Raw genomic sequence first — 23594 nt, forward strand, 5'->3', positions numbered from 1 at the left:
CGGCGAATGGGGGTAATGCTTTTTCCACCGCATTCTGAGGCGAATCATATAATATTGCGTAATTAAAGCTTTCAGGTAACTTCACAAAATGATATTGATAAATAAAACATTATTTACAGAGCGCGATATTGCGTTAATATGAGTTTGCTAATATGAAATGTTTTATTCTGTATGATCCTGGTAGGTATATTTTCTGGCAATTTATCAGGGGCGCCGGCAGTGGCTGTTTTATAATGGTTATCAATTCTTATAAAATATAATTTTATTATAGAAAATAAAATTATGTGCTCTGTGATATTTGCCGTAAGGTTATATAAAGCGCTCTAAAAGAGATTGCTTAATGATAGGGTTGAGATAAAACGCACGCATAAAGTTAATGGCACATAGCATACAGAATAATCATTATTATGCTGTTCGGCCTAACTTATTCCCGGCAGGCCGCACAATGTCGTGATATTGCTGCATGCTTCCCTGCTCCTTTAAAAAAACAGGTAGAATGCGTTTCAACTGCGGTAATAAATTACCTATAAAGAATAAACTGATGCTGGTGCCTATTACCCGGTAAGCGCGTCTTGGTCACGCGGGCGCTGATGGGTATTAATGAGGCAGGGCAGGTGATTGAACGCCGAAAAAACGGCGTGTAATCGACGCGCCGGGGCATTTTCGCCGCGTTGAATATCGCCTGTAGCTAATAAATCCTCGTAAAGTAGCGCCTGGCTTACTTAAATTTCATCTGCCAGGCACCTTAGGCGACAACCGTAGATATTGAACTAAAGCACTTTTTGTTCGGCGAGGTCCAGCGCGAAATAATTCAGGATTAAGTCCGCACCGGCGCGTTTAATCGCTCCCAGGCTTTCCAATACCACGCTATATTCATCAATGGCGCCTGCGCGGGCGGCGAATTTTATCATCGCGTACTCCCCGCTTACCTGATATGCCGCCAGCGGCAGATCGCTGCGTTCACGGATGTCGCGCAGAACATCGAGATAGGCGCCGGCGGGTTTTACCATCAGGCAGTCAGCGCCCTGAGCCTCATCCAGTAACGACTCACGGATTGCTTCCCGGCGGTTCATGGGATTCATTTGATACGTTTTTCGATCGCCTTTGAGCGTGGTACCTGCGGCTTCCCGGAAGGGGCCGTAAAACGCGGAGGCGAATTTAGTGGAGTACGCCATAATCGCGGTTTGCGTAAATCCCTCAGCGTCCAGCGCCTGGCGAATCGCCTGTACCTGGCCGTCCATCGCGGCCGAAGGTGCGATAAAATCAGCGCCGGCGCGCGCGGCGGTCACCGCCTGTTTACCGAGGTTAATTAGCGTGGCGTCATTGTCTACGCCGCTTTCACACAGCACGCCGCAGTGGCCATGAGACGTATATTCGCAAAAACACGTGTCGGACATGACCAGCAGATCGGGAGCCGTTTCTTTTGCCGTGCGCGCCATTCGGGCGACCAGTCCATTTTCATTCCATGTATCGCTTCCGGTGGCGTCAGTGTGATGCGAAATACCAAACGTCATGACGGCGCGGATACCCGCTTTGGCAATGCGCTCAATTTCATAAGGAAGGCGTTTTTCAGGGATGCGCATCACGCCGGGCATCGCCTCGACGGGAGTGTAATCCGCAAGTCCCTCCTCCACGAAGATGGGGAGAACGAAATCATTGAGTGAGAGCGTGGTTTCTTCAAACATTGCGCGCATTGCCGGCGTACGGCGCAGGCGGCGTGGACGATTTACTAATGAAAAATCTGGCATGGAATTCACCTGAAGCTGTGTGACATTCCTCTAATGGTACCCGATTTTTTAAGACGGCGTTTTGCGTTTATTGAATTGATCTTCGCAGCGATAAGGCTGAGAGCCTCTTTTTGCCACACGGGGATTGCGTTGTAAGAAACATCGTTCTACTTTGTGGGTATATTAATGACATTAAAGGGAACGCACATGAAAGCTGCTATTGCTACTCAGGATCATCAGGTCGCCGTCGTCGATAAAACGCTGCGCGCTTTAGCGCACGGTGAGGCGCTGTTGAAGATGGAATGCTGTGGCGTTTGTCATACGGATCTCCACGTAAAAAATGGAGATTTTGGTGATAAGACCGGCGTTATTCTGGGGCATGAAGGGATTGGTATTGTCACCGCGCTGGGGCCGGGAGTTACCGCGTTAAAGGTGGGCGATCGCGCCAGCGTCGCCTGGTTTTATCAGGGCTGTGGTCACTGTGAATACTGTAATTCTGGTAATGAAACGCTGTGCCGGTCGGTGAAGAATGCGGGTTATACCGTGGATGGCGGTATGGCGGAAGAGTGCATTGTGGTTGCTGATTACGCGGTAAAAGTGCCGGATGGGCTGGGGTCTGCGGAGGCAAGCAGCATTACGTGCGCAGGCGTAACGACGTATAAAGCCGTTAAAGTCTCCCATATTCAGCCGGGCCAGTGGATAGCAATTTACGGGCTGGGCGGGCTTGGCAACCTTGCGCTGCAATATGCGAAAAATGTATTCAACGCTAAGATAATTGCCGTGGACGTTAATGACGATCAGCTAGCGCTGGCGCGTGAGATGGGCGCCGATCTTACCGTTAATTCCCGCACGGAGGATGCCGCGAAATTTATCCAGCAAAAAACCGGCGGTGCGCATGCGGCCGTGGTCACCGCGGTAGCGAAAGCCGCGTTTAATTCCGCGGTTGATGCCGTGCGTGCAGGCGCTCGCGTCGTGGCTGTGGGGTTACCGCCAGAGGCAATGAGCCTGGATATTCCGCGCCTGGTGCTGGACGGTATTCAGGTAGTGGGCTCACTGGTAGGGACGCGACTGGATTTACAGGAAGCTTTCCAGTTTGCCGCCGAAGGCAAAGTGGTGCCAAAAGTCACGCTGCGCCCGGTGGAGGATATCAACGCTATCTTTACAGAAATGGAGCAGGGGAGAATTCGTGGCCGTATGGTGATTGATTTTAACGCGAAGACCCGAGCTTAAGGTTTTATCTGATGGCCCGGAAAGCCGCCCCTGCGTTCCTGCGTGAGCGCAGGGGCGGCTTTCCCTAACGTGCCGAAAAGGGCCACGCGTGCGGGTGATTACTCATACAGCGTGCGGCAAGTGCGGCATAATTGCTCACCTTCCAGGCCGTTGAATAAATGGTTACGGCGAGCGCGGCACTGGGACGGCGTGCAGTTGAGCACGTGTTTAAACGTACGCGTGTATGATTGTTGCGAACTGAAACTGTATTTTTCAGCAATATCAATAATCGTGCAGTCACCAAACTTTAAATCACGGATTGAGCGGTACAATTTATCGCTGCGGATGTAGGTTGCCGCGGTAATGGACATTTGCTCATAAAACATACGCTGCAGATGCCATTTTGAGTAACCTGCAATACGTGATAAATCTTCCAGCGTAATCTTTTCGTGGATGTGGTCGTCAATCCAGTGCAGGATTTGCGCTATCACGTTCGCTGAGAAATGGTCCCTTCTCATACAGATATCCTCGGGTTAGGGTAATAAGATTCTTCTTATGGAGTTTTCCGAGCATTATGGCGATTAATACTTATGAAAGTGTGTATTAATTAAGATATTGTTTAATTTTCTTCAAGTAATGCAAATCTCGTCACTTCTCTTAACAAAAATGTCCTTGTTTGTTGATATTCTGAATAAAAACCATACCGTTTCCGTGGAAGAATTAGGCTTGTTTTTTGTATGCAGCGTTTTTTAGGGGAAATAATTTTATTTTGATTAGATAAATCTAAAGTGTAATCAATATGATTTGGTTTTCATTTAACAAGACGCGGCGTTGATGAGCGCGTAATTTAGCGGCGCCATGCCTGGTGCTAATAGGCAGGTTAAAGCAGCGTAAGCCATAAAAGTATTACCCCCTTTTTTGATGGCATTGTAATCATTTTATTTCGCCGTCATATTCCGCTGGTTAGCGTGCTTATCAAAAGGAAATACTACTTTATGAGTATGGCTGTAAGAAGTCATTTCTTATTCGTGGTTTGAAGTGATGAGATTTATACATCCTTTTATTTTCTCTTTGGCTCCATTTAATGAATTGTATTGTTGTTTATACATGCGCTGAGTTATTTCATCGCTAACCAGAACCTTCGTTGACCGTAACCCCCACCCCGGTTTCGCTCTGTACGCTTATTTTGAGATTTAACGCTCGTGCGGCGGGCGGGCATCTTTTTTTTGCCACGACTACGCCCTTCAAGCTGCAAGGTTGCATCAGGTCGCCTTTTGCGAAGGCGGGTTTTGACAATAAAGCAAGGGGAGGTCGGCGTGAGATTAAAGCGTGAGGTTACAAATAGACGGTAAGCGCTATGCCATATAGCGCACAGCATCCGCCTTCATTGCCTGTAGCGCTGCGGTTATAAAACCTAAGGAGGGAATATTGTATTACTACGAATCGCACCGCCTTCGTTGCCTGTAGTCGTGCCGAAGAATTGAAAGGCGTGGCTTATGGAGATATTACGTTACGGCGAGTCGCGCCGCTTTTGTATTACGGCGTGGGAGCCCGTTCAGCCCATTTTCTCTGCCTGAACAAGAGACGCTGGCAGACAGTGAAGAGCGCTGGCATTCGGTATCAAGGTTTTCCTGGCCCGAATACGCCGCCGCGTTATTAAACACCCGTTTTACGCGCTCGATTAAGCGGAGTCGATGACATGAAAGATTCACCGGCAGGCGAACTCTGCTCTGCCGGTGAATAGGTCGGTGTTGTGCGCTATCAGCGATTGTTAGCGCTGAGCCTCGCCGCCCAGCCCTTCAATCAGCCCCTGGAGCAGCAGCGTCAGTTCGCCGGTCATTAGGGTAAAATCCGCGTCAAAGCGCAGGGCAACGTCTTCTTTATCGATATCTTCATTCTTATCGCGCAGCTCATCACTAAACTTCAGGCGCTTGAGCGAGCCATCCTCGCATAATACAAACTGGATGCGCTGCTGCCAGTCGAGCGCCAGTTTAGTCACGACTTTGCCCGCCTCGATATGCACCGCAATTTCATCACTGACCAACTCTTGTTTTTTAGCCCGGATCACACCGCCGTCTTCCAGAATTGCTTTTAGCTCCGCTTCATCAAGAAGCTGAAAGCCCTGCGCCGCGCCGCCGGAGCGCACCCATTCGGTGAGCGTTAATTCGATAGGATTTTCCAGCGTGAGCGGTACCACTGGCAGCGAACCCAGGCTTTTTCTCAGCAGCGCCAGCGTGTCTTCGGCTTTTTTGGCGCTGGCGCAGTCCAGCATGATTAGCCCATTGACGCTGTCTATCCACAGCATAGTCTGGCTAAATCGACTAAAAGCTCGCGGCAGTAAATCGTGCAGCACCTCATCTTTTAGCGCATCTTTTTCCGTTTTTTTCAACTTTCGAGCCTGATCGGCTTCAAGTTTGCGAATTTTTGATTCCAGCGCCTGCTTAAGCACCGGCGACGGCAACATTTTTTCCTCTTTGCGCGCGCAAAGCAGGATTTGTCCATTAGTGGCATGCGTTAACGCATCACCCTGTGGCCCCATTGGCGATACCCAGCCGGTTTTGGCCATATCCTGACTGCCGCAGGGCGTGAAGCTGTATTGGGCAAGTTGCTTTTCTATTTCGTCCGGATTCAGCGAAATGTCCCGGCTAAGCCGGTAAACCATGAGATTTTTGAACCACAGCATGAAAGGTAACCTTATCAGTCAAACGCAGCGGGCATGATAGCGAATCGTCGCCTGGGTTTCATTGCCTTTCCCTATACGCCGTTCTACTCTGTTGAAATATCTGTGTTAAAGGGGCCATGAACGTGCGTATTGGTATTGATCTCGGCGGGACGAAAACAGAGGTTATCGCGCTGGCGGATGACGGGCGCCAGCTTTATCGGCACCGATTGCCCACCCCGCGCGATGACTACTCACAAACGGTAGAAATTATTGCGCGCCTGGTGGAGCAGGCGGAGGCGTCGACCGGCGAACGGGGCAGCGTAGGCATCGGGATCCCGGGGACGCTATCGCCGGTTACCGGAAAAGTTAAAAACGCGAATTCTACCTGGCTGAACGGGCAGGCGCTGGATAATGATTTGGCGCAGCGCCTGGGGCGCGAAGTGCGCATCGCGAATGACGCGAATTGCCTGGCGGTCTCTGAGGCGACGGACGGCGCCGCTGCAGGAGCTAACACGGTATTTGCGGTAATTATTGGCACCGGCTGTGGCGCCGGCATTGCGCTGAACGGCCAGAGCCACGCCGGCGGCAATGGAACCGCGGGCGAGTGGGGCCATAATCCACTGCCGTGGATGGATGACGCTGAACTACGCTACCGCCAGGAGGTGCCGTGCTATTGCGGAAAGCAAGGCTGCATCGAAACGTTTATCTCCGGGACCGGTTTTGCCACCGATTATCGGCGGCAGGCCGGTGAGGCTCTCGCCGGTGATGAAATCGTCCGGCGCGCGCTGTCCGGCGACGCACAGGCTGAACGGGCGCTGGGGCGCTATGAACAGCGTCTGGCGAAATCGCTGGCGCACGTCGTAAACCTGCTCGATCCGGACGTTATCGTGCTGGGGGGCGGAATGAGCAACGTTGAGCGCCTGTATCACAGGTTGCCGGCGCTGGTAACGCCGTGGGTATTTGGCGGCGAGTTTTCAACGCCGATCCGCCAGGCGATGCACGGGGATTCCAGCGGCGTTCGCGGCGCGGCCTGGCTGTGGCCAAAAGCATAACCGCACAGGGAAGCCCGGTCGCCGGAGTGTATTCGCTTCCTGAAGCGTGCCTGCCAGCGCGCTGAGGTAAATTTTGCGCGCGGCAGGTTTCTCAATGCGCGGCTACACGCTGAGTTCGGCTTCGGCCCGCGTGCGGTTTACCTGCCAGCGCGCGCAGGCGGTGAATGAGCGCTACGTTCATCTCATCGCTTGCAGAGCCGAAATCTCAAATGAGCGGTATACAGTCTTTATCAGCGCGGTATCAATCTATACCGCGAACGTTGGCTCCAGTCGACTAAACCCGAGGCCGTTGATTTTTTTTACCCGAATTTGAACCGGGATCCGCTCCTTCATCGCCTCTACGTGGCTAATGACGCCGATAGTTTTTCCGCTGGCGTTTAACGCATCCAGCGCGTCAAGCGCGATATCAAGCGTGGCTGCGTCCAGCGTGCCGAACCCCTCGTCCAGGAACAGTGAGTCAATACGCGTGCGATAGCTCACTAAATCAGAGAGCGCCAGCGCCAGCGCCAGACTGACCAGAAAGCTTTCGCCGCCCGACAGCGTGCGGGTATCGCGAACCGCATCCGCCTGCCAGGTATCGACCACTTCCAGCGCCAGGGACTCACTCTCTTTCCTCTGTAACAGGTAGCGCCCGTGCAGACGACTAAGCTGCTGATTAGCCAGCCATACCAGATTATCCAGCGTTAGCCCCTGCGCAAAACGACGAAAACGGTCGCCTTCCCGCGAGCCGATGAGTTGGTTGAGCAAAGCCCAGTCGTTAAGGGTCTGGCGGCAAACTGCTACCTGTTCGGCCAGCGCCTGATGGCGCCGCAGGCTCTCCGCATCGGCCTGCTGCTGCTGGCGAATTTCCCCCTGGCGGGCAGCATTGTCGCGCAGATCTCGCGTGAGTGCTGTAAGCGCCGCTTCAATGGTTGGCAACGGTGTTGCTGCATCCAGTTCGCCGGGCCGCTGTCGCCGGTGTTCGTCCAGCGCCCGCTGAGTGTCGTCGCGGCGCGTTTGCTGCTGCTGAGCGGCGCGCTCCAGCGCACTTTTTTTCTGCTCCAGCGCAGTTAGCTCAGCCTCATCGGGCAGCGCGGCCAGAAATGCGGCTTCATCGGCAAACGGGCCGGTGGCGAGGGCGGCGGCGAATTGTTGCTCGGCGGCGTGCAGCTGTTCGCGCGTCTGGGTTAATTGCAGCGTCAGGCTCTGCAATTCCCCGGCGAGCGTCAGGCACTGAGCGTGGATATCGCGCCAGTGTGCGGTATCCGGCACGGCGGCAGACTGGGCGGATGCATCAGCAGTTAAGGTTTCTTCCGGCAGCGTATCCAGCAACTGGCTAAGCTGCGCCAGGCGTTGAGTAAACTGCGCGTCCTGCGCCTGATTTTGCTGCCAGGTTTGTATCTCCTGCATACGTTCGGCAAGCCAGGCTTCTTCCTGCCCCGGTTCGGGCCAGCTAAGCGATAGTTCCGCCAGCGCCAGGCGCTGGGTCGCCTGTTCGCTGACAATAGCGTCATTGAGCTGTTTATGCTGCTCCAGCGCCGCCCGGCGCTGGATTTCAATGTCCTGACGCCGCTGCAATTGAAGCAACTGCTGTTCATGAGCTTCCTGTTGGTCCAGCCACGGCGCGACCGGCTGCTGCCATGAGAGGTCAATGCTGAGAGCGGCGCACAGTGCGTGCCACTGCTGCTCCATTTGCTGGCGGTCGGCAATCAGCGCCGCGCAGTCGCGTTCAAGCTGTTCCTGCTGCTGTTGCCCGGCGGTCAGTTGCCCTTTCAGGCGCGCGCCCTGTTCCGCCTGCGCGTCCCGCTGCTGCGTAAGCTGCGCCAGGCGCCGTTTATTGGTATCCGGTGCGATGGTCTGATAGCGAGTGATTGCGGGATGCTCAGTAGAGCCGCACAGCGGGCAGGGCTGAGATGGCCGCAGGCGCTCGCGTTCAGCCTGAAGAGAGACAATGGTTTGTTCCAGCTCGCAGATGTTAGTGACTTCGGCAACGAGTTGATTTTGCTGCTCCAGGCTGCGGAAGGTCTCTTCCAGAGTGCGTGACTGCTCGTTTAACCGGCGCGTAAGCTGTGTCAGCGCGCTCTGCAAATGGGCTTCCTGCCCGGCAAGCGGCGCCAGGCAGGCGTGTAACAGAGCAAGCTGCTGGCGGCGGGGGCGCGCCTCCGTCAGTTGCTGTAAGCGCTGACTTACTTCCTCGGCGCAGAGGTCGGCATCCGGTGTGGGAAGCCGGGCGAGCTGGCTATCGTAGCTCTTCAGGCTGCCAGACAGGGCGTCGAGGCGCTGAATATCGCGCTGGCGCTGGGCCAGCGCGCTGCGCCAGCCGCTGATTTCATTTTGCCAGCGGGCAATATGCGTGCTTTCACGCAATTTGTGAGTAAGCGCTGACTGCTGAGCGGCCAGAGCCTGATGTTCCCGGAGGGCTAATTCACGAATAGCCTGACGGGCGAGGCGTTGGGTATGTAAACGTTCGCTCACAGCGTCGTGCTGACGCGCACAATCGACGGTTTGCTGCGCCCAATGCTGACGCGTTTGCCACTCGGGGCGCAGCGTATTCGCCGGGCGTGCAAGCGCCAGACGCTGCAGCTCTGGCTGAGCCGCCTCCAGCGCGCGCTGCGCTGAACTGGACGCCTGTTCAATTTCACGTTCCTGGGTTTGCAGTCTTTGATATTGAATCAACCACTGACGCTGTGCTTCCAGTGCGCGCAGCTGCGCCTGTTCTGTAATTTCTTCTGTTTGCAGCGTTTTTAGCGCCGCGCGCAGCGTTTGCTTTTGTTCATCGCTTAATAAAAGAATGCCTGCTGCCTGCGCTTCATGGCTTTCCAGCTCGATTTTCGCGGACTTATGGCGCTCAAATACCTGTGCAGAGAGCCGGCCATAAATTTCCGTGCCGGTAAGCTCTTCCAGCAGCGCGGCGCGCGTATTAGGATCGGCATTCAGGAATGCGGCAAACTGCCCCTGAGAGAGCAGCATGGACTTAGTGAAACGATCGTAGTCCAGCCCGGTGAGCGCGACGATTTGCTCCTGCTTATCCTTGATTTTATCCGCGACGATTTTCCCGTCGGCGCAGCGGGCCAGTTCTACGCGCGGTGCCTGTAACTTACCGTCCGCCCGATTGCGCGCTCTATTTTGGCTCCAGAAAGCCCGCCAGGCGACGCCTTTAACTTCAAACTCCACTTCAGCCAGGCATTCGGCGGTATCGCGCGTCATCACATCGTTTTGGGTTTGAGATACAGCGCCCAGGCGCGGTGTTCTGTGATAAAGCGCGAGGCAGAGCGCGTCCAGTAGGGTAGTTTTCCCGGCGCCGGTGGGGCCGGTTATCGCAAATAGCCCGCTGCTAACAAAAGGCTCTGCCGTGAAATCAATTTTCCACTCCCCTTTGAGAGAGTTCAGGTTTTTCAGGCGCAGCGTGAGGATCTTCATGCATCGTGCTCCTGTGTAACGTCGTCCAGGGTTTGTTGAAATAACCGCCTTAACCCGCTTTTTTGCTCTTCATCCAGCGTCTCCTGCGCCAGCCTGCGTTCAAACACTTTCCCTGGCGTCAGTTCGCTAAGCGTTTCCTGATGCTGGCGCTCAATGATGCGCTGGCGCCGCTCGCGGCTGCGGCGGATAAGCAGCACCTCAACCGGCAATGAATCGGTCAGGCGCTGAATATGCCGCTGAGTGTCGTGCAGCCAGTCGTCGCTGGCGATTTCAATATCTAACCAGGTCACCGGGCTTTCAGGCGCGCCGCGCCAGGCATCAAGCTGCCGTTCAATCTCTTCTTGCGTGCCTTTTAACACTGCCATCGCCTGCGTTGTCGGTACCGTCAGCGGCGTGACGCCGGCAAAAGCGCCATCGCGAAATTCCACCAGATTTACGCTTTTAGCGGTGCCAGTTTCATCGAAACTTAATGCGATAGGGGAGCCGCAATAGCGGATATGTTCCGTTCCGCCGACCCGCTGTGGGCGATGAATATGCCCCAGCGCAATATAATCCGCTGGCGGAAAGGCGTGGGCCGGAAATGCATCCAGCGTGCCGATGTAAATATCGCGTACCGCTTCGCTGGCGCTGGCACCGACGGTGGTTAAATGGCCCGTAGCGACGATCGGAAGCGGCTTTTCCTGGCGCAAAGCCTGGGCGCGCGCGTAGCTTTGCTGATACTGATTAGCGATAGCATCCTGCAGAGAGCGCTGTTTTTCTGCACCTGACTGCCCGGCCTTGCTTTGCAGCATATCGCGCGCGCGTAAAAAAGGAATGGGACACAGGATTGCGCCGGGCGCGCCGTCCCGGCGCGGAATAATAAAGGGGTCATCGTCTGGGCCGGTAATCACCCGCGCATTGAGGCAGGCCAGTAGCTCCCGGGATTCATTAAGCGTGGCAACGGAATCGTGATTTCCGGCCAGCAAATATAGCGCACAGCCGCTGTTGCGTAGCTGCACGATAAAACGGTTATACAGCTCCCGGGCGTAGCTGGGGGGAGAGCCGGTATCAAAAATATCGCCGGCAACGATAATTGCATCAACCTCATACTGCTCAACCTGTGCCAGCAGCCAGTGTAAAAAAGCCTGATGTTCGCTGGCGCGGCTTTTAGTGTAAAAATTTTGTCCGAGATGCCAGTCCGAGGTGTGAATAATGCGCATGACGATGTCCGGGCGTAAAAGTGTGGGGCGATTATAACTGTGTGGGGAGGTGAGGGCAGCATTACGCAGAGTCTAAGAACTGGAGAATATGTAATTTCATATTTTTGTCACAAAAATGGCTCATACTGTTTACGATAACACCCCGTAGCCATTTTCCTGAACAGAGGAATGATGACGAAACATATTCTGGTAATAGAAGATGAAGCGGCAATTCGTGAGATGGTGTGTTTAACGCTGATGCAGCACGGGTTTCACACGCTTGAGGCCGAAAGCTACGCTGACGCACAGCGTCAATTATGCGAGCCGCTTCCCAGCCTGGTGTTGCTCGACTGGATGTTACCCGGCGGTTCAGGATTACAGCTTCTGAAATTCATCAGATATACGCGACAGACGCGTGATATTCCCGTATTAATGCTTACCGCCCGCGGTGAAGAAGAAGAACGCGTGCGCGGGCTTGATGCCGGCGCGGATGATTATATGACGAAGCCATTTTCTCCCAAAGAGCTGGTGGCGCGGGTAAAAGCCCTGCTGCGGCGGGTCTCTCCCGCCGTTGATAAGCCGCCGCTTGAGGCTTTGGGTCTGTTACTCGACCCTATATCACACCGCGTTGATGCCGCTGGCAAAGCGCTGGATCTCGGGCCGACGGAATTTCGGCTCCTGCACTTTTTTATGTCTCACCCGGAGCGGGTTTACAGCCGCGAGCACCTGCTGGATAACGTGTGGGGTAACAATGTGTACGTTGAAGATCGTACGGTAGACGTACACATTCGTCGGCTGCGCCGGGTGCTGGAAGCGAGTGGTCACGATCGTATGATCCAAACCGTGCGCGGGGCAGGGTATCGTTTCTCTACGCGGGTTTAACTATTCGATTCATCTGTTTTACTGCGCAGGCGCCATCAAACTGACGTAATAGAAGTAATAGAAATGATAATAGAAGCCAGCGCCTGGCTATCAGCGATTAACAGGAGCAAAGCGTGCTGGAGAAACTGTCGTGGAAACAGCTTATTGCCGAGTTTGCACTTATCAGCATTCCTGCTTTGCTGCTGGGTATATTATGCGGGCATCTTGCATGGTGCTGGCTTACGGCGACGCTGTGCCTGTTACTGTGGCATTTTTATAATCTGATGCGGCTTTCCCAGTGGCTTTGGGTAGATAAAAGCATGACGCCGCCGCCCGGCAGCGGCAGTTGGGCGCCGGTCATGTATGGGCTGCATTTGCATCAAAGACGCAATAAGAAGCGACGCAAAGAGCTGGGCGGTTTGATAAAGCGTTTTCGCAGCGGCGCAGAGTCGCTGCCCGATGCGGTAGTTTTGACTACCGATGAGGGAGACATCTTTTGGTGTAATCAATTAGCCCAGCGTTTATTACATCTTCGCTGGCCGGCAGATGCCGGGCAAAATATTCAAAATTTGCTGCGCTATCCGGAATTTCATCGCTTTATACAGGAACATGATTTTACTCAGGCGCTAAATTTGCAGCTAAATAACGGGCGACATCTTGAATTTCGCGTTATGCCTTACAGCGCTGGTCAGCGGCTAATTGTGGCGCGAGACGTAACCAAAATACACCGGCTTGAAAACCTGCGGCGCCGCTTTTTTGCCGATGTTAACCATGAATTGCGCACGCCTCTGACGGTATTACAAGGCTATCTGGAAATCATGGCGGAAGGCGCGCTGCCGGAAGCGCAGCGTGAGAAAGCGCTGGATGCGATGCGTGAGCAGACGCAGCGAATGGATACGCTTGTAAAGCAGCTTTTAACCCTTTCTCGTATTGAGGCGAAGCCGGAACAGGGTGAGCATATTGAAGTGGATATCTGTACGCTGCTTGGACAGATTAAGCGCGAAGCGCATGCCCTGGGACCGTCCCATGAAGTAAGTATCGATGCGGCCCCCAATTTGCAGGTGGTGGGCAGTGAGTCATTGCTATACAGCATTATTGCCAACCTGATACTCAATGCGATTGGGCATACGCCGGAAGGAACGCGGGTGACGGTAAGCTGGCGCAAAACGCCGCAGGGTGGATCATTTTGCGTCAGTGATAATGGGCCGGGTATCCCGGCAGAACATATCCCGCGTTTAACCGAGCGCTTTTATCGCGTTGATGCGGCGCGCGGGCGCTGCAAAGGCGGCAGTGGCCTGGGGCTGGCTATCGTCAAACATGCGCTGGAGCAGTACGGTTCGACGCTGATTATCGAAAGCGCCCCGGGGCAGGGCGCTCGTTTTTCGTTTGTGCTGCCGGATGTCTGTCTGGTAACGCACGACGCGGTTAGCTCACTTGAGGTTGATGCAAATTGAGTGTGCGTTGATTGCAGGCTATCGACGCAAGCCGTTCTGGCCTCTTTCCTGCCAGAGCGGGGGAGTCAGAGGTCATCGCCTGAGCCTTCTGACGAGGATTGAGAGCTCACTATCGGGGGCGAAGGTTACAGGCAAGCAGGGCGCTTTCCTGCGTGAAAACTCAATTGAAAGTAGAGGCTATTTTTTGCTGGCCAAAGACAGAGCGCGCGTGGCATCAAAGCGCAGAGCCAGAGCTATTGACGACTGGCGGCTTTCGGCACCATTTATAGGTGTAGGGTGCAGTTTAGCTAGCGCCACGCTGTGTGCACGGCGTGCGATGCAAGTACCCTGCGGTTCTGCTCATGTTAATCGGTATCACCGGCCGATGGTTTTCGGCGAACTGCCGACCGTCGATTTCTGATGCCGCTTATAATGCTATTTAGGCGGCGCCACGCCGCGTACGTGCCGTGTATAAATACCCTGCGTTTCTGCCCACATTAGCAGTAGTGAGCGGCCGATGGTTTTCGGCGAACTGCCGGCCGGCGAGTTCTGATACCGCTTATGATGCCATTTAGGCGGCGCCACGCTGCGTGCGTGCCGTGTATAAATACCCTGCGTTTCTGCCCGCATTAGCAGTAGTGAGCGGCCGATAGTTTTCGGCGAACTGCCGGCCGTCGATTTCTGATGCCGCTTATAATGCTATTTAGGCGGTGCCACGCCGCGTACGTGCCGTGTATAAATACCCTGCGTTTCTGCCCACATTAGTAGTAGTGAGCGGCCGATGATTTTCGGCGAACTGAGCGTATGGTTTTGGGAAATAGTATGGAAAAACGGCGCAGCGTGGCAGTGCTAGTCTGTTTTACTTCAACGATAGAATAATGCAGCCTGAGAACGGTGACTGTTTTTTGTTCGCATGATAAACGGGGTAAATTTTATTGTACTGGCAGATGTTTCCAGGAAAATTTTTATATTCAGCATATTCTACTGGTTTGGCAAACCCCTGTTGCCTTCAAACGCTATAAGCGTTTTAATTAGCTCCCGTTAATTGTCAGATTGACCATACGGGGCGGTAACTGAATAACGACTCTTCGCCGCGCCCGGCGGGTAGGATTTCCCGGCGTCATTGATGAATATTACTATTTTTTGCGCCAGGAATAAGCGCGCAAAAATTAACGTTTACAACACCACATCCACAGGTTGCATTATCTTATGACCCATCGTTTAACTTCTCGCGACATTATCGCGTTGGGCTTTATGACCTTTGCGCTGTTTGTCGGCGCGGGCAACATTATATTCCCTCCAATGGTGGGTTTGCAGGCCGGTGAGCATGTCTGGCTGGCTTCCTTTGGCTTCCTCGTTACCGCGGTGGGATTGCCGGTTTTAACCGTGATCGCGCTTGCTCGCGTTGGCGGCGGTATTGATAGCCTGAGTTCACCTATTGGCCGCGTGGCCGGGGTCTTGCTGGCCGTAGTTTGTTATCTCGCCGTGGGGCCGCTGTTTGCAACGCCGCGTACGGCGACGGTCTCATTTGAAGTGGGGATAGCGCCGCTAACCGGCGATGGCTCGTTGCCTCTGCTGATTTATAGCATCGTTTATTTCGCGCTGGTGATTCTGGTGTCGCTTTATCCTGGCAAGCTTCTCGATACCGTAGGGCATTTTTTGGCGCCGCTGAAGATTATCGCGTTAACAATCTTGTCAGTCGCTGCGATTCTATGGCCGGCGGGGGGGATTAGCACGGCGACAGATATTTATCAGACCGCGCCGTTTTCTAACGGTTTCGTTAATGGTTATCTGACAATGGATACCCTGGGGGCGATGGTATTTGGCATTGTTATCGTCAACGCCGCGCGTTCACGCGGCGTTAACTCGGCAAAACTATTAACCCGCTATACCGTTTGGGCTGGCATTATCGCCGGTATCGGTCTCACACTATTGTATCTGGCGCTATTTCGCCTCGGCTCCGACAGCATGTCGCTGGTGGATCAGTCCGCGAACGGCGCGGCTATTCTCCATGCCTATGTGCAGCACACTTTTGGCGGCTTTGGCAGCTTCCTACTGGCGGCACTGATTTTCCTTGCCTGTCTGGTGACGGCGGTGGGGTTGACCAGCGCCTGCGCTGAGTTTTTTGCGCAATATCTGCCGTTTTCTTATCGTACACTGGTCTTCATTCTCGGTGGATTTTCGATGGTGATTTCCAACCTGGGTTTAAGTCAGTTAATTCAGGTCTCTATCCCCGTTATGACGGCGATCTATCCGCCTTGTATCATATTGGTGGTGCTCAGTTTTACGCGCCCGCTGTGGCATAACCCAACTCGGATTATGGCTCCCACCATGTTTATTAGCCTGATTTTCGGCGTGCTGGATGGTATAAAAGCGTCGACACTGAAAGTAAGCCTGCCCGCCTGGTATGCAAAATTGCCTTTTGCGGACCAGGGGCTGGCCTGGCTTGCGCCATCGGTGTGCGTGTTGATAGCGTGCATTATTTGGGATCGCTTAGCGGGGGCGTCTAAGACCTCTGCGGCGCACTGAGTCGACGGTTTGTATTAACCACGAGGCTATCCCCTCGTGGTTTTTTTATTTTAGTGGATGTGTTCAATGGAAAAAAACAAGCTTAAACGCGGCTTAAGCACACGGCATATTCGTTTTATGGCGCTGGGTTCAGCCATCGGCACCGGGTTATTTTACGGCTCCGCAGATGCAATAAAAATGGCGGGGCCGAGCGTGCTGCTGGCCTATATTATTGGTGGCGTAATTGCCTATATCATCATGCGCGCGCTGGGTGAGATGTCAGTTCATAACCCCTCTGCCAGCTCTTTCTCCCGCTACGCCCAAGAGAATCTGGGGCCACTGGCCGGATATATCACCGGCTGGACGTATTGTTTTGAAATATTAATTGTTGCTATCGCTGATGTTACCGCATTCGGTATTTATATGAGCGTGTGGTTTCCCACTGTGCCGCACTGGATTTGGGTACTCAGCGTCGTTTTATTGATTTGCGCCATTAATCTGATGAGCGTCAAAGTGTTTGGCGAAATGGAGTTTTGGTTCTCATTTTTCAAAGTGGCGACCATTATCGTGATGATTGTCGCGGGCGTGGCCATGATTGTCTGGGGAATTGGCAACGGAGGTAAGGCGACCGGGGTGCATAACTTATGGACTCACGGCGGGTTTTTCGCAAACGGCTGGCTCGGCATGGTGATGTCGCTGCAAATGGTGATGTTTGCCTATGGCGGAATAGAAATTATCGGTATTACGGCCGGGGAGGCGAAAGATCCGGCGAAATCGATCCCGCGTGCGATTAATTCTGTTCCGCTGCGTATTCTGGTGTTCTACGTAGGTACGCTGTTCGTCATTATGTCGATTTATCCCTGGAATTTGGTGGGAACGAACGGCAGCCCGTTTGTGATGACTTTCCAGCATATGGGCATTACCTTCGCCGCAACGATTTTGAATTTTGTGGTGTTGACCGCCTCGCTGTCGGCGATTAATAGCGATGTTTTTGGCGTTGGGCGAATGCTGCACGGAATGGCGGAGCAGGGGAGCGCGCCGAAGATTTTTGCTAAAACCTCGCGCCGGGGTATCCCGTGGGTAACCGTAGTAGTGATGACGCTGGCGCTGCTGCTGGCGGTGTATCTGAACTATATAATGCCAGAAAATGTCTTTCTGGTGATTGCGTCGCTGGCGACATTTGCCACCGTGTGGGTCTGGATAATGATCCTGCTGTCGCAAATAGCATTCCGCCGCCGTCTGTCCGCTGAAGAAGCGGCGGCGCTGAAGTTTAAAGTGCCAGGCGGCGTGGTGATGACATTTATTGGGCTTATCTTTTTAGCCTTTATTATCGCGCTCATTGGCTACCATCCGGATACGCGTATTTCGCTGTATGTGGGATTTGCGTGGATAGCATTGCTGCTGGTGGGCTGGTGGTGTAAAGGTTACCGAGAGCGCCGCCGCCTGCGATAGACCAACCGGTTGCACGACGAAAATGTTCTGAAAAAGGGGAAAGTATTCCCCTTTTTTACAAGATGGCGTTTGCGAAAGCCAGCGTTGCGGTGTGTGCCGTGCCCGGCGGTGCCGGTACTGAATCAGCTTTTATCTCAGGTGCGTGGCGGCGCTGCGACCATTGCGCCTTACCATTCTTTCAGCGCCTGCGGGTTATCTCATCGTGTTACAGCTTTTTATTCCGCGCATCGTCCATCATCTGGGGATAAAACGCCCAGAACAGGCGCTCCAACCCTGCATAGTTGGCGTTCAGATCGTGCCAGGAATCGCGCAGAGCGCCGAGTTTCGGCCGGCGGTTAGCCATGCCGTTTAACACGCTGGCGATAAAAGACATATCCTGATAGCGCTGCAGCCAGCGTTCGGACCACATATGCTGGTTCAGCGCGATAAACTCCGGTGGTGCATGCGGCGGCAGTGGCGTGATTTCCGCTTTGGCGAGAGCGATAAACTGCTCCAGAGGCAGTTCCGCGGATAGTTCTGCCCAGTGGCGCGAGAGAAAATGATCCCACATGACATCAAGCGTGATGGGCGAGACGCGCCGCGTTTGCGGGCGAAACCACTGGCGCGCTTCCCGCACCTGCGGTAAGGCATCGGTTAGCACATCAACCCGGCGATGCATGGCGATACCCGCAGCCACAGCGGGTGTCCACTCGTCAGCATTACCGCGTACGAAATCTGCCAGTAGATTGCCGAGCAGAGAGCTGTCTGCCAGCCTTGCGAGATGAAGATGTGCCAGAAAATTCATGCGTAACCTTTTCTACGGGCTTATTGGTTGCAGGGAACGCGCCCCGGCACTAGACTAGGCCGCCTGTTTTCCCGTCTGAGTGTTTTACCATGCGTGTCGCCGATTTTACCTTCGAACTGCCTGAATCCCTGATTGCCCGCTATCCCCAGCCGGAGCGCAGCGCCTGCCGTTTATTATCGCTGGACGGGCCTTCGGGAGACTTAACGCACGGCGTGTTCACCGATTTACTGGATAAACTTAATCCGGGCGATTTGCTGGTGTTTAATAATACGCGCGTAATTACCGCGCGTCTCTATGGGCGTAAAGCGAGCGGCGGAAAGCTGGAGATGCTGGTAGAAAGAGTGCTGGATGACCGCTGTGTATTAGCGCATATTCGCGCCTCAAAAGCGCCTAAACCGGGGACGGAATTGTTGCTGGGTGAGCGTGAAGAGGTGCGCGCGACGATGACTGCGCGGCGCGGCGCGCTGTTTGAGGTGGCGTTTCATGATGCGCGCGGCGTGCTGGCAATCCTGAATGATATCGGACATATGCCACTGCCGCCGTACATCGATCGCCCGGATGAGGAAGCAGATCGGGAACGCTATCAGACGGTGTATAGCCAAAAGCCGGGAGCCGTGGCAGCGCCTACGGCGGGCCTGCACTTCGATGAGCCGCTGCTGGAAGCGCTGCGCCGTAAGGGCATCGAGCTGGCATTCGTTACGCTGCACGTCGGCGCCGGTACTTTCCAGCCGGTGCGAGTAGAGAGTATTGAAGAGCATATTATGCACTCTGAGTACGCCGAGGTGCCGCAGGCGGTGGCGGACGCAGTGTTGGCCTGTCGCGCGCGCGGTAATCGCGTGATTGCGGTTGGTACTACGTCGGTGCGCTCGCTGGAAAGCGCAGCGCAGGCGGCAAAAGAGGCGGAGATTGAACCGTTTTTCGATGATACTCAGATTTTTATCTACCCCGGCTACCGCTACCGGGTGGTCGATGCGCTGATAACTAATTTTCACCTGCCTGAATCGACGCTGATTATGTTGGTTTCAGCGTTCGCCGGTTATCGGAATACAATGCGCGCCTATCGGGAAGCCGTAGCGGCGGAGTATCAATTTTTTAGCTACGGCGATGCCATGTTTATTACCCAAAATCCGCAGGCGATTGACGAACGGCCGTGATCCCTGCGGCCAGTTTTACCACGCCGCTGCGTCAGACTGCCTATCATATAATTATCGGTGGCCTACGTTCCTGATAAGGTTTGGTTGAAGTAATAATATTCGAGGCCCGCCCGGGTGTACGCCCGCGTAGTGATAAAGCGGCTTTAAGAGCTAAAGCGCAGCACATCTGGTTGGCATCATTATCTCATCGTCATAAAAAAAGCGCCCGGAAAGGGCGCTTCGTGCATTTAATCTGGCGTGTTAGCGGTGTTACAAATAATGCAGCTCAATAGTTGACATGCCGTCCAGATGGATGGGCGAGTCAGGTCAAGTTCTGAGCCTTTATTAATGGCGGCCTGAACTTCCAAAGAAGCATTGAGCGTAGTAAAAGCCATCGGTGTGGTCGCCCCTTTTTGACTAAAAGAGACCAGATTATCGGTGTCCCTGAAATACAGGCGGTCGGCGATCACGCTCCATTTAAGCGTACTGGCAGCAGAAATTGTATCGGCGTTTTGCCCATCAACGTAAAGCGCATCACGGGTTAGGCTTATAGCATAGGCGCCGATATTTTTTCCATTTTGTTGGCCCAGCCCAAGCTGCGTAGACAGCGCGCTGGAATCAAGTAGCGTTAGCCCTGCCAGTGCTGTGCCGGAATCGCTCTTTATATCCATGAGTGACAAGGCGACTTTTGCCGGCGCATCACAGGTAATGGCGAGATCGAGATGTTTCACAGGGAGTAGCGTGTAATTATCGGCGGTAAGGGTACTACTTTTGATGGTGCCATAGTCTATGGTTGCACCACCGACAATGCTGGGCGTGCAGGCTGCCGGCACAATGGTACCAATGACTTTTACTTCTACGCTGTCTGCGGCGATAGCGCTATAGGTAGTAAATACGGCCAGAGCTGTAATGAGTCTTAAACCAGGGCTTCTCATGGCCAAACACCTTTATTTTCTGTAAATCATGATTAAGGAAGGAACAGACGATTGCCATCTGTTTTAGTCGCGTGGCGGGATAATACCGAAAGTAAACCTGGCAAGGAATACTGAGTGACTATTTTGGGATAAGTCACCATGGTAAATCATTTAAAACTGAAATAATTTATTTGATGGACTGTAAAGAAAAATAAAGAAACTTTTTGTTGAAGTTGCGCCGATTATTTTAAAGACACTGATTAACGCCTTAATAAGTAATGGATTATTAATAAAGTGCAATCTCAGTATCATAATATAGAACCCGGTCGATATAGCTGTACCGGCAAAGCGCGGTTTAGCCGTAAAAATAACAGGCGCCCGTAAAGGCGGGCGCCTGTATATATGTAGTACGCTGAGATAACTTAATTACAGATAATAAAGCTCAACGGTGGCTACCCCGTCCAGGTGCACTGCTTTGGTAAGGTCTAGTGCGGAACCTTTATTAATAGCGGCCTGAACTGACAGAGTGCCGGTCATAGTAGTGAACGACGCGGGTGCGGTTGTTGCGTCGGTTGACCAGGCATAATAGCGATTATTTGGGCTGGTAATCAGCACGGTTTGATTTGGCGATGCGGCCCAGGTCGGTGAGGCCGAGGTCAGATTGCTACTTATCAGTGCCTGCCCTGCGGCTTTACCGTCCAATTTCACCGTCGGCGTTTCAATCCACATCCGATAGCTGCCTGTAAGTTTCCCAGGCTCTTCGGCACCGAGCCCAAACATCCAGGATCTTGCATCGATCAGAGTATTATCGGGATCGTTAAAGGATTTACCGATGGGTTTTGCTGCAGTATTACTTTTACCATCTACGCCGCGCAGCGCAACTTTGGCGGATGCGTCACAGGTAATGCTAAAGTCGAGCGTTTTGACGCCCAGAACCGTGTAGTCATCGGCGGGAATGGTGCTGGCAGGAATAGTACCATAATCAAAGGTGGCACCGCCGGTCACTGCCGGGGTACAGGCCGCAGGAACAATAGTCCCAATCACTTTAACATCGACGCTGTCTGCCGCCATTGCGGTATTGATAGCCATCGCCAGTACGGCGATGGTGGCGATTTTCCCTGTTGTATACATTGTTATTTCCTGGTTATTCATCATGAGTTACGCTGCTTCAACTTACCGACCTAATGCCCATGTCAGCCGCTGCAGCCAGAGGGGATAATACTGCGTAACGTTTAAAAGTGAATATATGTAAAGAAATTTGAGAAAAGTCACTGTGATATTGATATATGGCAGGGGATTTTATTGATGAATCATAGAGATAAGATTATTCATTACACCTTATTGTAAAGGCTGCTATATATACCCCGCTCCGCAATATATTAATAGGTTAAGAAATTACCGGACATACGGCGTCAGTTCTCAACGGCATTATTTTATGCTCATTTATCCCGTCTATTAACAATGCGTTTTGCGGGTATTCATCCTTGCGTTTTTGTACATGCCTTTCTGATATTAACGATCCGAAAAAATAGTTTGCCAGCCATTGACTGACGCAGAGCCGGCAGCATCCCATTTCTGGCTGGCTGGCTGGCTGGCTGGCTGGCTGGCTGGGTAGTGATAAAAGCATAAGAATGGAATGTGCAAATGTGTAAAAAAAGCGCGTATCTGATGATAATACCGTCATTACGCCGGGTAAATCGGATGTATCACCGCGCGGTTAATGGCGCGGCGCAGGCAGTTAGTTTAGAATAAGCGGTTTTTTGTATTCCATCAGACTGTTTCTCTGATGTGGGAGGAAAGGTGAAATTTGAATTGCAGACCACCGACGGGCGCGCGCGGCGCGGTCGGCTGGTGTTTGAGCGTGGCACGGTAGAAACGCCGGCATTTATGCCTGTGGGCACATACGGCACCGTTAAAGGCATGACGCCAGAAGAAGTTAAAGATACCGGCGCGCAGATTATATTGGGCAATACTTTCCATCTGTGGCTGCGCCCGGGGCAGGAGGTCATGAAGCTGCACGGCGATCTGCATGATTTTATGCAGTGGCACGGGCCGATTTTAACCGACTCCGGCGGTTTTCAGGTGTTTAGCCTCGGTGATATTCGCAAAATTACAGAAGAAGGCGTGCATTTCCGTAATCCGATTAACGGCGACTCTATCTTCCTGAGTCCTGAAAAGTCGATGGAGATTCAGTACGATCTTGGGTCGGATATCGTGATGATTTTCGATGAATGCACGCCTTATCCCGCCGACTGGGATTATGCTAAGCGTTCAATGGAAATGTCACTGCGCTGGGCAAAACGCAGCCGCGAACGGTTTGATAGCCTGAGTAATCCTAATGCACTGTTTGGAATTATCCAGGGCAGCGTTTACGAAGATTTACGTGATATCTCGGTAAAAGGCCTGGTAGATATCGGCTTTGATGGCTACGCTGTCGGCGGACTGGCGGTAGGCGAACCCAAAGCGGATATGCATCGCATTCTGGAGCACGTTTGCCCCCAGATCCCGACGGATAAACCGCGTTATTTAATGGGGGTGGGTAAGCCGGAAGATTTAGTTGAAGGCGTTCGCCGCGGGATTGATATGTTCGATTGCGTGATGCCGACGCGCAACGCGCGCAATGGTCATCTGTTTGTTACGGATGGCGTAGTGAAAATTCGCAACGCGAAGTACAAAAGTGATACCTCGCCGCTCGACGCGGAGTGTGATTGCTATACCTGTCGCCACTATTCGCGCGCTTATCTGCACCATCTCGACAGATGCAATGAAATACTGGGCGCGCGACTCAATACGATTCATAACCTGCGTTACTATCAGCGCCTGATGGCCGGTTTACGTGCGGCTATTGAAGAGGGTAAATTAGAGCGCTTCGTCGCAGATTTTTATACTCGTCAGGATAAAGCGGTTCCCGCGTTATCCACTGATTAATTTTGAAATGAGGGAATGTAAATGAGCTTTTTTATTTCTGATGCGGCTGCGGCCACCGGAGCACCGGCTCAAGGGAGCCCAATGTCTCTGATCCTGATGCTGGTTGTGTTCGGTCTGATTTTTTATTTTATGATCCTACGCCCGCAGCAGAAGCGTACCAAAGATCATAAAAAGCTAATGGATGCCATCGCGAAGGGTGATGAAGTATTGACCAACGGCGGCCTGGTAGGGCGCGTTACGAAGGTCTCGGAAAATGGGTATATTGCCATCGCGCTCAATGACACGACTGAAGTCGTTATCAAGCGTGATTTCGTCGCAGCGGTCTTGCCGAAAGGCACTATGAAGGCGCTGTAA

Annotated in this window: 17 protein-coding genes; 9 read left to right on the top strand and 8 right to left on the bottom strand. The window is 53.1% G+C overall.

Features of this window, described 5'->3' with window-relative positions; genetic code table 11:
* Positions 1 to 770: 770 nt before the first annotated feature.
* A complete protein-coding gene (hemB, locus tag SFA31_RS08530; RefSeq protein WP_322837607.1) occupies positions 771 to 1748 on the bottom strand; it encodes a porphobilinogen synthase in 978 nt (325 codons plus the stop codon).
* A gap of 186 nt (positions 1749 to 1934) precedes the next feature.
* Between hemB and adhP the strand changes: the two genes are divergently transcribed.
* On the top strand, positions 1935 to 2957 hold the full coding sequence (gene adhP / locus SFA31_RS08535) for an alcohol dehydrogenase AdhP (RefSeq protein ID WP_322837608.1): 1023 nt from the start codon (positions 1935 to 1937) through the stop codon (positions 2955 to 2957).
* 98 nt (positions 2958 to 3055) lie between these two features.
* Here adhP and SFA31_RS08540 read toward each other — a convergent pair whose 3' ends face one another.
* Entirely contained in the window at positions 3056 to 3454 is a 399-nt protein-coding gene (locus SFA31_RS08540; protein WP_322837609.1) for a helix-turn-helix domain-containing protein, read from the bottom strand.
* 1253 nt (positions 3455 to 4707) lie between these two features.
* Positions 4708 to 5619 (bottom strand): recombination-associated protein RdgC, encoded by a 912-nt coding sequence (gene rdgC / locus SFA31_RS08545; protein ID WP_322837610.1) that lies wholly within the window; start codon positions 5617 to 5619, stop codon positions 4708 to 4710.
* A 122-nt stretch (positions 5620 to 5741) separates the two neighbouring features.
* Here rdgC and mak point away from each other — a divergent pair, with 122 nt between their 5' ends.
* Positions 5742 to 6650 (top strand): fructokinase, encoded by a 909-nt coding sequence (gene mak / locus SFA31_RS08550; RefSeq protein ID WP_322837611.1) that lies wholly within the window; start codon positions 5742 to 5744, stop codon positions 6648 to 6650.
* Positions 6651 to 6896: 246 nt separating this feature from the next.
* Here mak and sbcC read toward each other — a convergent pair whose 3' ends face one another.
* Together sbcC and sbcD are read right to left on the bottom strand one after the other, a co-directional pair.
* The gene (gene sbcC / locus SFA31_RS08555) at positions 6897 to 10049 is read right to left on the bottom strand and encodes an exonuclease subunit SbcC (RefSeq protein WP_322837612.1); all 3153 of its coding nucleotides are present in this window, start codon (positions 10047 to 10049) and stop codon (positions 6897 to 6899) included.
* The gene (sbcD, locus tag SFA31_RS08560) at positions 10046 to 11248 is read right to left on the bottom strand and encodes an exonuclease subunit SbcD (RefSeq protein WP_322837613.1); all 1203 of its coding nucleotides are present in this window, start codon (positions 11246 to 11248) and stop codon (positions 10046 to 10048) included. The genes sbcC and sbcD overlap by 4 nt, the downstream gene beginning before the upstream one ends.
* A gap of 171 nt (positions 11249 to 11419) precedes the next feature.
* On the opposite strand from sbcD, the gene phoB reads away from it, so the two are divergent.
* The 4 genes from phoB (at position 11420) to proY (ending at position 17481) form a co-directional block, all read left to right on the top strand.
* Positions 11420 to 12109, top strand: a complete 690-nt coding sequence (gene phoB, locus SFA31_RS08565) for a phosphate regulon transcriptional regulator PhoB (RefSeq protein ID WP_322839330.1) — start codon at positions 11420 to 11422, stop codon at positions 12107 to 12109.
* A 113-nt stretch (positions 12110 to 12222) separates the two neighbouring features.
* Entirely contained in the window at positions 12223 to 13542 is a 1320-nt protein-coding gene (phoR, locus tag SFA31_RS08570) for a phosphate regulon sensor histidine kinase PhoR (RefSeq protein ID WP_322837614.1), read from the top strand.
* A gap of 1188 nt (positions 13543 to 14730) precedes the next feature.
* Positions 14731 to 16050: a branched-chain amino acid transporter carrier protein BrnQ gene (brnQ, locus tag SFA31_RS08575; protein WP_322837615.1), complete on the top strand. Its 1320-nt coding sequence runs from the start codon at positions 14731 to 14733 to the stop codon at positions 16048 to 16050.
* 66 nt (positions 16051 to 16116) lie between these two features.
* Entirely contained in the window at positions 16117 to 17481 is a 1365-nt protein-coding gene (gene proY / locus SFA31_RS08580; RefSeq protein ID WP_322837616.1) for a proline-specific permease ProY, read from the top strand.
* A gap of 205 nt (positions 17482 to 17686) precedes the next feature.
* Here the strand turns inward: proY and SFA31_RS08585 are convergent, their stop codons facing one another.
* Positions 17687 to 18265, bottom strand: coding sequence for an ACP phosphodiesterase (locus SFA31_RS08585; RefSeq protein WP_322837617.1), 579 nt, complete (start codon positions 18263 to 18265; stop codon positions 17687 to 17689).
* Positions 18266 to 18354: 89 nt separating this feature from the next.
* On the opposite strand from SFA31_RS08585, the gene queA reads away from it, so the two are divergent.
* Positions 18355 to 19419: a tRNA preQ1(34) S-adenosylmethionine ribosyltransferase-isomerase QueA gene (gene queA, locus SFA31_RS08590; RefSeq protein WP_322837618.1), complete on the top strand. Its 1065-nt coding sequence runs from the start codon at positions 18355 to 18357 to the stop codon at positions 19417 to 19419.
* A 227-nt stretch (positions 19420 to 19646) separates the two neighbouring features.
* On the opposite strand, the gene SFA31_RS08595 is transcribed toward queA, so the two are convergent.
* Both SFA31_RS08595 and SFA31_RS08600 read right to left on the bottom strand, forming a co-directional pair.
* Complete coding sequence (locus tag SFA31_RS08595) at positions 19647 to 20333, bottom strand: DUF1120 domain-containing protein (protein WP_322837619.1); 687 nt, start codon at positions 20331 to 20333, stop codon at positions 19647 to 19649.
* A gap of 405 nt (positions 20334 to 20738) precedes the next feature.
* Entirely contained in the window at positions 20739 to 21443 is a 705-nt protein-coding gene (locus SFA31_RS08600) for a DUF1120 domain-containing protein (RefSeq protein WP_322837620.1), read from the bottom strand.
* Positions 21444 to 22112: 669 nt separating this feature from the next.
* Here SFA31_RS08600 and tgt point away from each other — a divergent pair.
* Together tgt and yajC are read left to right on the top strand one after the other, a co-directional pair.
* Entirely contained in the window at positions 22113 to 23240 is a 1128-nt protein-coding gene (gene tgt / locus SFA31_RS08605) for a tRNA guanosine(34) transglycosylase Tgt (protein ID WP_322837621.1), read from the top strand.
* A 21-nt stretch (positions 23241 to 23261) separates the two neighbouring features.
* Positions 23262 to 23594, top strand: coding sequence for a preprotein translocase subunit YajC (gene yajC, locus SFA31_RS08610; RefSeq protein ID WP_322837622.1), 333 nt, complete (start codon positions 23262 to 23264; stop codon positions 23592 to 23594).

Source organism: Erwinia sp. HR93 (assembly GCF_034555055.1).
In the GTDB taxonomy this organism is placed as follows: domain Bacteria; phylum Pseudomonadota; class Gammaproteobacteria; order Enterobacterales; family Enterobacteriaceae; genus Apirhabdus; species Apirhabdus apintestini.